Annotated in this window: 15 protein-coding genes; 14 read left to right on the top strand and 1 reads right to left on the bottom strand. The window is 41.8% G+C overall.

All coding sequences use genetic code 11. The annotated features are described in order from the left end of the window. Positions 1 to 31: 31 nt before the first annotated feature. The 6 genes from grpE (at position 32) to mtaB (ending at position 6,864) form a co-directional block, all read left to right on the top strand. Positions 32 to 589, top strand: coding sequence for a nucleotide exchange factor GrpE (gene grpE / locus NKR21_RS12770; RefSeq protein ID WP_144455845.1), 558 nt, complete (start codon positions 32 to 34; stop codon positions 587 to 589). 24 nt (positions 590 to 613) lie between these two features. Then, the gene (gene dnaK / locus NKR21_RS12765; RefSeq protein WP_012010629.1) at positions 614 to 2,455 is read left to right on the top strand and encodes a molecular chaperone DnaK; all 1,842 of its coding nucleotides are present in this window, start codon (positions 614 to 616) and stop codon (positions 2,453 to 2,455) included. A 165-nt stretch (positions 2,456 to 2,620) separates the two neighbouring features. Beyond that, on the top strand, positions 2,621 to 3,754 hold the full coding sequence (dnaJ, locus tag NKR21_RS12760; RefSeq protein ID WP_144455847.1) for a molecular chaperone DnaJ: 1,134 nt from the start codon (positions 2,621 to 2,623) through the stop codon (positions 3,752 to 3,754). Positions 3,755 to 3,776: 22 nt separating this feature from the next. Then, positions 3,777 to 4,712 (top strand): 50S ribosomal protein L11 methyltransferase, encoded by a 936-nt coding sequence (gene prmA / locus NKR21_RS12755; RefSeq protein WP_012010627.1) that lies wholly within the window; start codon positions 3,777 to 3,779, stop codon positions 4,710 to 4,712. Between the two features lie 23 nt (positions 4,713 to 4,735). Continuing rightward, positions 4,736 to 5,506, top strand: coding sequence for a 16S rRNA (uracil(1498)-N(3))-methyltransferase (locus NKR21_RS12750; protein ID WP_144455849.1), 771 nt, complete (start codon positions 4,736 to 4,738; stop codon positions 5,504 to 5,506). Continuing rightward, positions 5,506 to 6,864 (top strand): tRNA (N(6)-L-threonylcarbamoyladenosine(37)-C(2))-methylthiotransferase MtaB, encoded by a 1,359-nt coding sequence (gene mtaB / locus NKR21_RS12745; RefSeq protein ID WP_041815749.1) that lies wholly within the window; start codon positions 5,506 to 5,508, stop codon positions 6,862 to 6,864. Before NKR21_RS12750 ends, mtaB begins: the two co-directional genes overlap by 1 nt. A 40-nt stretch (positions 6,865 to 6,904) precedes the next feature. Here the strand turns inward: mtaB and NKR21_RS12740 are convergent, their stop codons facing one another. Continuing rightward, a complete protein-coding gene (locus tag NKR21_RS12740) occupies positions 6,905 to 7,834 on the bottom strand; it encodes a Na/Pi symporter (protein ID WP_144455851.1) in 930 nt (309 codons plus the stop codon). Between the two features lie 182 nt (positions 7,835 to 8,016). Here NKR21_RS12740 and rpsU point away from each other — a divergent pair, with 182 nt between their 5' ends. The 8 genes from rpsU to NKR21_RS12700 all read left to right on the top strand — a co-directional run bounded on the left by rpsU (position 8,017) and on the right by NKR21_RS12700 (position 14,308). Further along, positions 8,017 to 8,190, top strand: a complete 174-nt coding sequence (gene rpsU, locus NKR21_RS12735) for a 30S ribosomal protein S21 (protein WP_003152957.1) — start codon at positions 8,017 to 8,019, stop codon at positions 8,188 to 8,190. Positions 8,191 to 8,204: 14 nt separating this feature from the next. Beyond that, positions 8,205 to 8,654 (top strand): GatB/YqeY domain-containing protein, encoded by a 450-nt coding sequence (locus tag NKR21_RS12730; RefSeq protein ID WP_041086254.1) that lies wholly within the window; start codon positions 8,205 to 8,207, stop codon positions 8,652 to 8,654. Between the two features lie 141 nt (positions 8,655 to 8,795). Continuing rightward, positions 8,796 to 10,109 (top strand): NfeD family protein, encoded by a 1,314-nt coding sequence (locus NKR21_RS12725; RefSeq protein ID WP_012010622.1) that lies wholly within the window; start codon positions 8,796 to 8,798, stop codon positions 10,107 to 10,109. A 27-nt stretch (positions 10,110 to 10,136) separates the two neighbouring features. Next, positions 10,137 to 11,129 (top strand): flotillin-like protein FloA, encoded by a 993-nt coding sequence (floA, locus tag NKR21_RS12720; protein WP_012010621.1) that lies wholly within the window; start codon positions 10,137 to 10,139, stop codon positions 11,127 to 11,129. Between the two features lie 31 nt (positions 11,130 to 11,160). Then, positions 11,161 to 11,646 carry a hypothetical protein gene (locus NKR21_RS12715; RefSeq protein WP_088000414.1) on the top strand — a complete coding sequence of 162 codons (486 nt, stop codon included), beginning with the start codon at positions 11,161 to 11,163 and terminating at the stop codon, positions 11,644 to 11,646. A gap of 208 nt (positions 11,647 to 11,854) precedes the next feature. Then, positions 11,855 to 12,136, top strand: a complete 282-nt coding sequence (gene yqfC / locus NKR21_RS12710; protein WP_012010618.1) for a sporulation protein YqfC — start codon at positions 11,855 to 11,857, stop codon at positions 12,134 to 12,136. A gap of 18 nt (positions 12,137 to 12,154) precedes the next feature. After that, positions 12,155 to 13,345 (top strand): sporulation protein YqfD, encoded by a 1,191-nt coding sequence (gene yqfD / locus NKR21_RS12705; RefSeq protein ID WP_144455853.1) that lies wholly within the window; start codon positions 12,155 to 12,157, stop codon positions 13,343 to 13,345. A gap of 3 nt (positions 13,346 to 13,348) precedes the next feature. Then, entirely contained in the window at positions 13,349 to 14,308 is a 960-nt protein-coding gene (locus NKR21_RS12700; protein WP_003217430.1) for a PhoH family protein, read from the top strand. Positions 14,309 to 14,385: the final 77 nt, after the last annotated feature.

The following is a 14,385-nucleotide window of genomic DNA, read 5'->3' as shown; positions in this document are numbered from 1 at the left end:
ATTCTTGAATCTTTTGAGGGAGGTGAACACAATGTCAGAAGAAAAACAAACACCTGAGCAAGAAGCAGAGGTTGAAGCACAAGAAGAAGCAGTTCAAGCAGAAACTGAGGAAGTAAAGCACGATGAACAGTCTGCCTTCCAAGAGAAGATTGATGAATTGCAGCAGCTTCTAGATGAAAAAGAAAACAAAATTCTGCGTGTTCAAGCAGATTTTGAAAACTATAAACGCCGTGCTCGAACTGAAGTGGAGACCGTGCAAAAATATCGTTCTCAACATGTTGTCAGCGATCTTCTCCCAGCTCTTGACAACTTTGAAAGAGCGCTTGGAATTGATCCAGACAATGAGCAGGCGAAAAGTTTATTAGAAGGAATGCAAATGGTTTACCGCCAGCTGGTAGAAGCGTTGAAAAATGAAGGCGTTGAACCAATTGAAGCTGTCGGCAAAGAGTTCGATCCAAACCTTCATCAAGCCGTCATGCAAGTTGAAGATGAAAACTTCGATTCAAATATCGTAGTAGAAGAATTGCAAAAGGGCTATAAACTCAAAGACCGAGTTATTCGTCCATCAATGGTAAAAGTAAATCAATAACTACATAATGGGAGGTCATCGATTATGAGTAAAATCATTGGGATTGACTTAGGAACAACAAACTCATGTGTTGCAGTACTTGAAGGCGGAGAGCCAAAAGTCATTGCAAACGCTGAAGGAGCACGTACAACACCATCTGTTGTCGCTTTTAAAAATGGAGAGCGCCAAGTTGGTGAAGTAGCGAAACGCCAATCAATTACAAACCCGAACACAATCATGTCTGTTAAAAGACATATGGGTACAGATTATAAAGTAGAAGTTGAAGGCAAGAACTACACGCCGCAGGAAATCTCTGCAATCATTCTTCAACATCTTAAATCATACGCTGAAGGCTACCTTGGCGAAGAAGTAACAAAAGCTGTTATCACAGTTCCTGCTTACTTCAACGATGCAGAACGTCAAGCGACAAAAGATGCTGGTAAAATTGCTGGTCTTGAAGTAGAACGTATTATCAATGAACCAACAGCAGCTGCGCTTGCTTATGGTTTAGATAAAACAGATGAAGATCAAACGATCCTTGTATACGACCTTGGTGGCGGTACATTTGACGTATCAGTCCTTGAGCTTGGAGACGGCGTCTTTGAAGTACGCTCAACTGCTGGGGACAACCGTCTAGGTGGAGACGATTTTGACCAAGTGATCATTGATCACCTAGTGGCTGAATTCAAAAAAGAAAACGGCATTGACCTTTCAAAAGATAAAATGGCGCTTCAGCGTTTAAAAGATGCTGCTGAAAAAGCGAAAAAAGATCTTTCTGGTGTATCTTCTACACAAATCTCACTGCCATTTATCACAGCTGGAGATGCAGGTCCTCTTCACCTTGAATTAACGTTAACACGTGCTAAATTCGAAGAGCTTTCTGCAGATCTTGTAGAGCGTACAATGACACCTGTGCGTCAATCATTAAAAGATGCTGGTTTATCTGCTAGCGAGATTGATAAAGTCATCCTTGTTGGTGGATCAACTCGTATTCCTGCAGTACAAGAAGCAATCAAAAAAGAAACAGGCAAAGAGCCTCATAAAGGTGTAAACCCTGATGAAGTGGTTGCTCTTGGTGCGGCGATCCAAGGTGGAGTCATCACAGGAGATGTCAAAGACGTTGTTCTTCTTGACGTAACACCACTTTCTTTAGGAATTGAAACAATGGGCGGCGTATTCACAAAGCTGATTGAACGTAATACAACAATTCCAACAAGTAAATCTCAAGTATTCTCAACAGCTGCTGACAACCAAACAGCGGTAGACATCCATGTCCTGCAAGGTGAACGCCCAATGGCAGCAGACAACAAAACATTAGGTCGTTTCCAACTGACTGACATTCCGCCAGCACCACGCGGCGTACCACAAATCGAAGTCTCTTTTGATATCGATAAAAACGGTATTGTCAACGTACGTGCGAAAGATATGGGTACAGGCAAAGAGCAAAACATCACAATTAAATCTTCTTCAGGTCTTTCTGATGATGAGATCGAAAAAATGGTCAAAGAAGCAGAAGAAAATGCTGAAGCAGATGCGAAGAAAAAAGAAGAAATCGAAGTGCGCAATGAAGCAGATCAATTAGTGTTTACAACTGAGAAAACATTAAAAGATCTAGAAGGCAAAATCGATGAAGAGCAAGTGAAAAAAGCAAATGACGCGAAAGATGCACTAAAAGCTGCGATCGAAAAAGGCGAGCTTGAAGACATCAAAGCGAAAAAAGATGAGCTGCAAACAATCGTTCAAGAACTAACGACAAAGCTCTATGAAGAAGCTGCAAAACAAGCACAAGCTCAGCAAGAAGGCGGCGCTGAAGGTGCTCAAAAAGCAGATGACAATGTAGTGGATGCAGAATACGAAGAAGTAAACGACGATCAAGAGAAAAAATAATCACCTTTACTTTTGAAAAAGACTGCTGAAACGTACTCGTCAGAAAGTCAAAGTCAGGATCTCTTGGCTTTGACTTTTTTTCTTTCCAACGATGAAAGCAATTGAAAAAGGTCAAATCAAAATGATACAATCGTATTTATGTGAGAAAATCGGGAGTGTGAAGAGATGAGTAAGCGTGATTACTATGAAGTGCTTGGCGTGAGTAAGAGCGCCTCAAAAGACGAGATCAAAAAGGCATACCGCCAGCTTTCAAAAAAGTATCACCCTGATATTAATAAAGAAGCTGGCTCAGATGAGAAATTCAAAGAAGTAAAAGAAGCCTATGAAACCCTTTCTGACGATCAAAAACGTTCACAATATGACCAGTTCGGTCATACCGATCCAAACCAAGGCTTTGGTGGCGGCGGTTTTGGCGGAGGTGGAGACTTTGGCGGCTTCGGTGGCTTTGATGACATCTTCTCTAGTATTTTTGGCGGTGGAGCCAGAAGAAGAGATCCAAATGCACCACGTCAAGGAGCAGACTTGCAATATACAATGACGCTTTCATTTGAAGAAGCAGCATTTGGGAAAGAAGCAACGATTGAAATTCCTCGTGAGGAATCATGTGAAACATGTCATGGATCAGGGGCAAAGCCTGGAACAGATGCGAAGACTTGTTCGCATTGCGGCGGCTCTGGTCAATTAAATGTAGAACAGTCAACGCCGTTTGGTAAAGTGGTCAACCGCAGAGTATGTAACTACTGTAGCGGAACAGGAAAACAAATCGATCACAAATGTTCTACATGTGGCGGCTCTGGTAAAGTGCGTAAGCGTAAGAAAATCAATGTGACGATTCCAGCTGGTGTTGACGATGGTCAGCAGCTCAGAGTGTCTGGTCAAGGGGAGCCAGGTGTAAATGGAGGGCCTCCAGGCGATTTATTTGTTGTGTTCCATGTGCGCTCGCATGAATTCTTTGAGCGTGATGGAGATGACATTTACTGCGAAATGCCGTTAACCTTTGCACAAGCTGCATTAGGTGACGAAATTGAAGTGCCGACATTACACGGTAAAGTAAAATTGAAAGTCCCTGCTGGCACACAAACTGGCACGAAATTTAGACTTAAAGGAAAAGGTGTGAAAAATGTACGCGGCTATGGTCAAGGCGATCAGCATATCGTTGTACGAGTCGTCACACCAACAAATTTAACGGACAATCAAAAAGATATCATTAGAAAATTTGCTGAAGTGAGCGGAAATAAACCGGACGAACAAGAAATGAGCTTCTTCGATAAGGTAAAACGCGCATTTAAAGGCGAGTAAGACGGATAAGGAGTTGGTAGTATTGAAGTGGTCAGAAATTAGCGTCCATACAACAAATGAAGCGGTGGAACCAATCACCAATATTTTGCATGAAGCAGGTGCGAGTGGTGTCGTGATTGAGGACCCGCTTGATTTAGTGAAGGAACGTGAAAATGTATACGGTGAGATCTACCAGCTCGATCCGAATGACTATCCGGAAGAAGGGGTCATCGTCAAAGCCTATCTTCCGATGAACAGCTTTTTAATGGAAACGGTAGATGAGATCAAAGAAGCCATCAACAATCTTCTTCTATACGATATCGATCTTGGGCGAAATACGCTGTCCATTTGTGAAGTAAATGAAGAAGAATGGGCCACCGCATGGAAGAAATACTATCATCCTGTGAAAATCTCTGAAAAATTCACCATCGTTCCAACATGGGAAGAATATACGCCGGTTCATTCTGATGAACTGATTATTGAAATGGACCCAGGAATGGCATTTGGAACAGGGACACACCCAACAACCGTTCTTTGTATTCAGGCGCTTGAGCGCTATGTGAAGGAAAACGATACGGTAATTGATGTTGGAACAGGCTCTGGGATTTTAAGTGTGGCAGCAGCGATGGTTGGTGCAAAGGATATTCAAGCCTTTGATCTCGACACCGTTGCGGTTGAAAGTGCGAAGCAAAACATCGAGCTAAATGGTGTAAGCGAACAAGTAACGGTCAAGCAAAATAACTTACTTGATGGGATTTCAGGTGAACATGATGTGATCGTCGCCAACATTCTCGCAGAAGTGATTTTGCGCTTTACAGATCAAGCCTATGACTTATTGAAGAAAGATGGCTATTTCATTACTTCAGGCATCATTGGACAAAAGAAATTACAAGTCAAAACAGCATTAGAAGAAGCAGGTTTTGACATTGTTGAAGTGCTATCAATGGAAGATTGGGTCAGCATTATAGCGAAAAAATAAAGCGAGTAGGTGTCAGGACACGTATGCAACGATATTTTATCGACCTCACGAAAGAAGAAGTGATCGCAAAGGGAGCTATCGTCATCAAAGGTGAAGATGTACATCACCTTTTCAATGTCATGCGCATGAAAGCAGGGCAGGAAATCCTTTGTTTAACGACAGACGGCTTTGAAGCGCTCAGTAAAATTGATACAATAACTAAGGAAGAAGTCCTTTGTCACCTTGAAGGCTGGACAAATCAGGACAGAGAACTTCCTGTAAGGGTCACAATTGCGAGTGGTCTCCCAAAAGGAGATAAGCTTGAGCTGATTATCCAAAAAGGCACAGAGCTTGGCGCAAGTGCATTTATCCCTTTTCAAGCGGCTCGTTCTATTACAAAGCTTGACCAAAAGAAGTCACATAAAAAACGAGATCGCTGGGAGAAAATTGCGAAAGAAGCAGCTGAGCAATCCTACCGGAATATCATTCCTCATGTTTATCCAGTATCAACGTTTAAAGAGCTGACTCAATTAGCTAGTGAATTCGATAAATGTGTCGTTGCATACGAAGAATCATCGAAAGAAGGAGAGCGAAGCCGCTTTCAAACTGTGCTCCAACAAATGAAAGGCGGACAAACCTTGCTAGTTGTTTTTGGTCCTGAAGGCGGTTTGGCAGAAAAGGAGATTGAAGCGCTTGAAACGCTTGGTGCAGTCATTTGCGGGCTCGGACCACGCATTTTAAGAACAGAAACAGCTCCTCTTTACGCGCTTTCTGCTATATCTTATCAAACAGAGTTATTAAGAGGTGAATCATGATGGGAACAGTAGCGTTCCATACACTTGGCTGTAAGGTCAATCACTATGAAACAGAAGCGATCTGGCAGCTGTTTAAAGAAGCAGGCTATGAAAGAAAAGAGTACGAATCAAAAGCAGACGTATATGTCATTAACACATGTACGGTCACGAATACAGGCGATAAAAAAAGCCGCCAAGTCATTAGAAGAGCCATTCGTCATAACCCGGATGGTGTCATTTGTGTAACAGGCTGTTATGCGCAAACATCTCCAGCAGAAATCATGGCGATTCCTGGTGTTGATATTGTCGTGGGTACACAAGACAGACATAAATTACTCGGTTACATTGAAGAATTTCGCAGAGAAAGACAGCCGATTAATGGTGTTGGCAATATCATGAAAGCACGTGTGTTTGAAGAACTCGATGTTCCTGCCTTTACAGACAGAACACGTGCGTCATTAAAAATCCAAGAAGGCTGTAACAACTTCTGTACATTCTGCATTATTCCTTGGGCTCGCGGACTTCTTCGTTCTCGAGATCCAGAAGAGGTCATCAACCAAGCGCAGCAGCTTGTAGATGCCGGCTATAAAGAAATTGTATTAACAGGTATTCACACAGGCGGATACGGTGAAGACTTAAAGGATTATAACTTTGCAAAGCTTCTGAAAGAATTAGATGAACGTGTCAACGGTTTAAAACGAATTCGTATTTCATCTATCGAAGCAAGCCAAATTACAGATGAAGTGATCGAAGTGCTTGATCAGTCAGATAAAATTGTTAGACATCTGCACATCCCGCTTCAATCTGGTTCTAACACAGTGCTGAAAAGAATGCGCCGTAAATATACGATGGAATTCTTTGCAGAGCGTTTAACAAAGCTGAAAAAAGCATTGCCAGGTCTTGCTGTCACTTCTGATGTGATTGTTGGGTTCCCTGGAGAAACAGAAGAAGAATTTTTGGAAACATATAATTTTGTCAAAGACCATCAATTCTCTGAACTGCACGTATTCCCTTACAGTAAACGTACAGGTACGCCAGCTGCAAGAATGGAAGATCAAGTGGATGAAAATGTGAAAAACGAACGTGTCCACCGCTTGATCGCTCTTTCTGACCAGCTTGCGAAAGAATATGCTTCAGCTTATGAAGGGGATGTCCTAGAGATTATTCCAGAAGAATCCTTCAAAGAACAAGAAGGAAAGCACAATCTTTATGTGGGCTATACAGATAACTATATGAAGGTTGTTTTTGAAGGAACAGAGGACATGATCGGTCGTTTGGTCAAAGTGAAAATCACGAAAGCGGGTTATCCTTATAACGAAGGACAATTCGTTCGTATAAGCGATGAAGTACAAACAGACAAAGTGAGAATGACCTCATAATCAATAAAACACCGGCTGCCAAAAAGGCAAGCTGGTGTTTTTATTTTGATTGATTCGGTAAAAGACATAAAATCAATGTGTGAAATGGGCGGATGAATGGGAAGAAAAGCAAAGAGCTTGCCACATTAAACAGCAGGCTGAAATGCGCAATTTGCTGGGCTGGCGCATTTGCAAGCAGGGCGACGAATTCAGTTATCATGGCGAGAAACGGGAGACATAAAAGCACTCCGAGCACATTAAACAAAACGTGTGCATAAGCTGTTTGTCGTGCTGCATAGCCGCCAGATATGGCAGCCATTACGGCTGTAATACATGTCCCGATATTGGACCCTAATACAAAGCTGATGCCTTCCTGAAGCCCAACTGTTCCTTCATTCATAAACCCCATTAAAATACCGATACAAACGGAGCTCGAATGAACAATCGCTGTGAAAATAGTACCCGAAAGCAGCGCCGTCCAGTCAGAATGCTGCATCATTTCGAGAAAGCGCAATGTCTCAGGCTGACTTGTCATCATACCTGCAATTTTAGAAAAGCCTTGAATACAAAAAAAGATCATCCCAAGTCCAAATATACTTTTTCCTGCATGCCTAAAGGATTTTCTGCCAAACGTGATGCATATCAGACCAGCCAGGATCAAGACCCACATGAAAAGATCCATTTTAATGGCGATAAATTCTGTTGTAAACGTAGAGCCAATATTCGTACCAAGAATCATTGGAATAGATTTTTTAAAAGAGAGAATGCCTGTACTGACAAAGCCAATCACGATGACCATAAACGCTGAACTGCTTTGGAGAATCCCTGTAAATATAATGCTGACCAAGAATGCTTTTACTGGGTGGTCTGTAAAGAGAAGAAGTGATTTCTCAATACGAGACGACGCAAGCGCCATTAATCCTTTTCTCAGCAAACCCATTGACCATAAAAAAATGAAAACAAGTGCACAAAAATAAATGATCGCCATCATAGAAAAGTCCTCCTCTTACCAATGAATATATGGACTTGTCTACCTGCTCATGACGAAAATATATTTCCAAATCACTTAGTTGACCTCACACTAGGCTTATATTATAATGTCTAGGTACATGTTTTGCATGTATATCTTTTTTTAATGCAGTCGATTGGTGTATTCGGAGGGAGGGAAAGAGAATGTCAAAAACGGTCGTTAGAAAAAACGAATCGCTTGAAGATGCTCTTCGTCGCTTTAAACGCAGTGTATCCAAAACTGGAACATTGCAAGAAGCAAGAAAGCGTGAATTTTATGAAAAGCCTAGCGTAAAGCGCAAGAAAAAGTCTGAAGCTGCTAGAAAACGTAAATTCTAAAGAGGGTGGATTTTATGAGTCTTCTTGAGCAATTAAATTCTGATATGAAGCTTATGATGAAAAACCGTGAGAAAGACAAGCTTGTTGTCATTCGGATGGTAAAGGCTTCGCTCCAAAATGAAGCAATTAAGCTTAAGAAAGACAGTTTGACCGGCGATGAGGAACTAACCGTCCTTTCCCGCGAGATTAAGCAACGTAAAGACTCCCTCCATGAATTTTCGAAAGCTAATCGCTTAGATTTAGTAGATAAAGTTCAAAAAGAGATTGACATCTTAGACGTTTATTTACCTGAACAGCTTTCTGAAGAAGAACTGCAAACGATCGTGAAAGAGACGATCGCTGAAACAGGTGCTTCATCGAAGGCTGATATGGGTAAAGTCATGAGCGCTATTATGCCAAAAGTAAAAGGTAAAGCTGATGGAGCTGTCATTAACAGACTTGTCAGCGAGCAGCTGTCTCAATAAAAAAGTATCCTTCTATTGTTAGAAGGGTACTTTTTTTATACCCTCATCATTCTGTCATATAAAAATGAAACCTATGATACATTTGTAACGTATGTAAAGGAACGGTAAAATGGAAGATAGAGAGGAGGGATCACCAAATAGATGAAAAAAATAAAAATTTCTATTGCTCTCTTCAGTTGTTTTATAATATGCTTATTATTAGGGGTTCAATTGACCGCGAAATCAGTAGATCAGAAAGTTCATGTTATCCCAATTGAAGATACAGTAGAAAAAGGACTTTCTAAATTTATTGAACGATCATTTGAGCATGCTAAGTCCGAACGAGCGAAACATATCATTCTAGACATCAATACGCCCGGTGGTGCAGTCGATGCCGCGCTTGAGATTGCAGATACTATTCGTGCGTCTGATATTCCTGTGACAGCGTTTGTGAATCATAGAGCGCTTTCAGCCGGGGCATTCCTTGCACTAAATGCCGATCAAATTTATATGACCCCAAATGGAAAGATGGGGGCTGCTGCGATCATTGACGGTGAAGGCAATGCTGCCGATCAAAAATCTGAGTCTCTATGGCTTGCTGAAATGAGCGATGCTGCCGAAAAGCAGGGACGTGATCCGAAATATGCGCTTGCGATGGCTGATCCAGACATAGATGCGAAAGATGCCGGTGCACCAAAAGGAGAACTGCTCACCTTTAATACGGATCGAGCGCTTCAATTCGGTTACGCAGAAGGTGAAGCGAAAAATTTAGATGACTTGCTTCAAAAACTGAAGTTAGCAAATGCTTCAGTTCAATATGATGAAGTAAGCTTTGCTGAAAAGGTTGCGCGCTTTCTTACGCATCCAATCGTCATTCCAATCCTTTTATCCATTGCAAGCTTAGGGTTAATCGTTGAACTCTATTCACCCGGATTCGGTGTTCCAGGCACCATGGGAGTGACAGCGCTTCTTCTATTCTTTTATGGTCATCTCGTGGCAGGCTTTGCAGGATATGAGACGTTGTTCCTGTTTTTAGCAGGGTTATTGCTCTTAATCCTGGAATTGTTTTTGCCGGGGGGAATCGTAGGTGTCATTGGACTGATCTGTGTGGTTGTCAGCTTATTTTTAGCAGCTGGAAGCTTTACAGAAATGGCGATTTCCATCTTGATTGCCACTGCTGTTTCAATCATAGCAGTTATATTATTGACAAAGGTGTTGGGGAAACGTATGAAATTTTTTAAAAAATTCATTTTAACCGATTCAACCAATAAAGAAAGCGGTTATGTCTCAAATGAAACAAGAGAGGATCTTGTTGGACAGATCGCTGTTACATTAACAGCGCTTCGCCCATCTGGGACGGCTGTACTCGGAGATGAACGCATTGATGTTGTATCAGAAGGTGCGTTTATTGACAAGGATGAACAGGTTAAAATCGTCAAAGCGGAAGGCTCACGCATTGTCGTGAGGAAAGTATAGATATACTGAATTTATAGGAGGAATAAAATGGATCCGTCTACTTTATTATTATTTGTGATTATCGCAGCAGGTCTGATCGTTCTATCGATCTTCTTCACCTTTGTACCGGTGATGCTGTGGATTTCTGCCCTAGCGGCTGGCGTAAGAGTGAGCATTTTTACACTTGTAGGAATGAGACTTCGCCGAGTCATTCCAAACCGAGTGGTCAATCCGCTCATCAAAGCACATAAAGCAGGTCTTGATGTGACGATTAACCAATTAGAAAGTCATTACCTTGCAGGTGGTAACGTTGACCGTGTTGTAAATGCATTAATCGCGGCTCAACGTGCGAATATTGAATTGAACTTTGCACGCTGTGCAGCAATCGACCTAGCAGGCCGTGACGTACTTGAAGCTGTACAAATGAGTGTAAACCCTAAAGTCATTGAAACACCATTTATCTCTGGTGTGGCAATGGACGGGATTGAAGTAAAAGCAAAAGCACGTATCACAGTTCGTGCAAACATCGAACGACTTGTCGGTGGTGCTGGGGAAGAAACAATTATTGCTCGTGTAGGTGAAGGGATTGTCTCTACAATCGGTTCATCAAATAATCATAAAAGGGTTCTAGAAAATCCAGATATGATTTCTCAAACGGTTCTTGGTAAAGGATTAGATTCAGGTACTGCATTTGAAATTCTCTCGATTGATATCGCAGATGTGGACATCGGTAAGAACATCGGGGCAATTCTGCAAACAGACCAAGCAGAAGCAGATAAAAACATTGCACAGGCAAAAGCTGAAGAACGCCGCGCAATGGCTGTTGCCCAGGAGCAAGAAATGCGTGCGAAAGTTGAAGAAATGCGCGCGAAAGTTGTAGAAGCCGAGGCGGAAGTACCACTTGCCATGGCTGAAGCGTTACGTGAAGGGAATATTGGAGTCATGGACTACATGAATATTAAGAATATCGATGCTGATACGGATATGAGAGATTCATTTGGTAAAATGACAAAAGGTCCATCTGATAATGAAAACAAATAAGCATCCTCTCACGCTTTAAGGAGGGAGCCCAATGGACATTCTATTTGAAAATCCGTTACTAATTGCGATTATCATCGGTATTATCTCTGCTGTATTTGGGAAAATCGGCAAACAAGAGGAGAAGGAACAAGACAACCGGCAACATAAGCCGGCTCCTCAGAATAAGCCTATGCCTCAAAAGAAAGCAGAAAACCCGGTCTCAACAGACCAGTTGGACGATTTTGGCGATGTGCATGATCATGGCGGGATGAAGAAACAAGGGTCACAGTCCTTACAGGATCGTTATACCGCTACACTAGCTGAAATGGAAGAAAGAAAAAGCGAGCTGAATAAAGAGTTCAAATCTCTTGAAAGGCAGCTGACCAAGCCGAAAGCTTCTGCTGCGGAAATGAAGCCGCACGTCATTGACAAGCTTAATCAAAATACTGTTGTTCAAGGCATGCTTCTTGGAGAAGTATTTGGAGAGCCGCGCGCGAAAAAGCCGCACAGAACGATGAACCGGCCATATAAAAGATGAACAAGAAAGTCCCTTTATATAAAGGGGCTTTTTATGTTTGTCCTGATAGAGACCTCTCGCAGTGAATCATGATGAAATGGCTGTTTTGCGGGATTCATTAGCATGATCTGAACCACTAAGGAATAAGATGATATAGAGGCTTTCTCAGCGGTCTCACCATCTTTCAGTTTGATCTCATACACATGAGGTGGGAAGGGGTTCTTATTGAATGGGAAAAAGAAAAAATCGACTTAAAGCATGGCTGACAAGAACACTTGAAATCCCTCCAGACGTCATGATGGATCTTCCCCGTATTACGATGGTTGGCAGACTCCACATTTACATAGAGAACCATAAAGGGCTTTTGCTTTTCAGTGATCAAGAAGTAAGGCTAATGCTCAAGCAAGGACAATGCATTATTTCAGGGAAAGATTTTGTGATTAAAACGATTTTGCCAGAAGAGATCTTATTAGAAGGGAAAATCGATGAGGTCCGTTATATTGATTCTTAACTGACGGAGGGGAGAATTGTGAAGAATAAATGGTTCGCCTATTTTATTGGCAGAGTGGAAGTGGAGATCAAGGGAAACGGCATTGAGCGGCTTATCAATGAGTGCACGAGACAGGGGATCACAATGTTTCAAGTGAGCCGCCGTCAAGACAGCGTGCGCTTATTTATTCGCTTATCAGATGTACATGCTTTCAGAAAAGTACAAAGACATCATGAGGTAACATGTTCATTTCATCAAAAAAAAGGATTTCCGTTCCTTCTCCTATGGTCAAGGAAGAATATCGGGTTTACCCTTGGGATTGTGTTTTTTCTAGCGACGATATTGGCGCTTTCGAACATGGTGTGGAAAATTGATATTAAAGGAGCCAATCCAGAAACTGAACATCAGATGAGAAAGCATTTAGACGAGATTGGGGTACAAAAAGGCCGTTTTCAGTTTCTAATGGGAACACCTGAAAAAATCCAAAAATCACTGACCGCCAATATTCAAAGCATTACATGGGTTGGCGTTGAACTAAACGGTACAACATTTCAAATGAAAGTTGTGGAAAAAAATGAGCCGGAAAAAGAAAAATATACAAGTCCACAGCATATTGTGGCCAAGAAGAAGGCGGTCATCACGAGAATGTATGTGGAAAAAGGAGAGCCGCTTGCCGCAGTTGATGAACATGTGAAGAAAGGACAAATGCTCGTCTCTGGCCTCATCGGCAGCGAAGACCAGCAAAAAACGGTCGGTGCTAAAGCAAAAATTTATGGAGAAACGTGGTATCGTTCTGAAGTTTCTGTCCCTCTTCAAACATCTTTTGATGTCTTTACGGGTAAAATGAAGACAAAGCACAAGCTCTCCGCATTTGGAGGTTCAGTGCCTTTTTGGGGCTTTTCCTTTAAAAAGGATGATTTTAAGCACCCAAAAACAGAAACAGAAGTTCACCCACTCCATTTCTTAAATTTCCAGCTCCCATTTTCCTATGAAAAAGAAACGACACGCGAAAGTGAAAAAATGAACCAAACATACACAAATAAAGAAGCAGTTCAAGCAGGGGTTAAAATGGGTAAAAAAGAATTAGAAGAGAAGCTAGGTCAAACAGGAGAGGTGAAAAGTGAAAAAGTTTTGCACGAGACAACAGGGAATGGTAAAGTTAAGTTAATCATCCTTTACCAAGTAATAGAAGATATTGTTCAACCAACACCTATTGTTCAGGGAGACTAGAGAATGACAGAACATTTACTTGAAATTCAACAAAAATTAGATAGCCCAAACGAAGCGATTGCTTTATTTGGTAATCAAGATGCTTATCTGAAACTGATGGAAAACGAGCTGAATGTCTCCATTATTACGCGCGGAGAAAAAGTGTATGTTTCTGGTCAGGAAGCATCAAGAGAAACAGCGAGCCGTCTGATGACATCTCTCTTACATCTCATCCGAAAAGGAATTGAGATTTCTGAACGGGATGTCGTATATGCCATTAAAATGGCGCAAAAAGATAAGCTCAATTATTTTGAAAATATGTATGAAGATGAAATTACGAAAAATGCTAAAGGAAAGTCAATCAGGGTAAAAACCATTGGCCAGCGGGAATATGCTGCGGCAATGAAAAAAGATGACCTTGTCTTTGGAATTGGACCAGCTGGAACAGGGAAGACGTATTTGGCAGTCGTCAACGCCGTACATGCACTGAAAAATGGACATGTGAAACGAATTATCCTGACAAGACCAGCTGTAGAAGCAGGAGAGAGTCTTGGCTTTTTACCAGGTGATCTAAAAGAAAAAGTAGATCCTTATTTAAGACCACTATATGATGCCTTACATGATGTGCTTGGCAGTGATCATACGGAACGTTTAATCGAGCGTGGTGTGATTGAAATAGCGCCTCTTGCCTACATGAGAGGGCGGACACTCGATGACGCATTTGTTATTTTAGATGAAGCACAGAATACAACGCCTGCCCAAATGAAAATGTTTTTGACGAGACTTGGGTTTGGCTCTAAAATGGTCATTACAGGAGATATTACACAGATTGACTTGCCGAAGGGCATGCAGTCTGGCCTTGCAGCTGCAAAGGACATGCTTGCAGAGATCAAGGGCATCTCATTTATTGAGCTAGACCAAACAGATGTGGTCAGACACCCGCTTGTGGCAAAGATCATCGGAGCATACGAAAAGCAAAAATGACCTTAATGACCCGATCGTCTTCATCGGGTCATTTTGTTTCGATCGTGGTTTAAAGTAAAAAAGGAGGTACTTTCCTT

Source organism: Bacillus sp. 1735sda2 (genome assembly GCF_024159245.1).
Taxonomy (GTDB): Bacteria; Bacillota; Bacilli; order Bacillales; family Bacillaceae; genus Bacillus; species Bacillus pumilus_O.
This window is presented reverse-complemented; position numbering and strand designations above follow the sequence as displayed.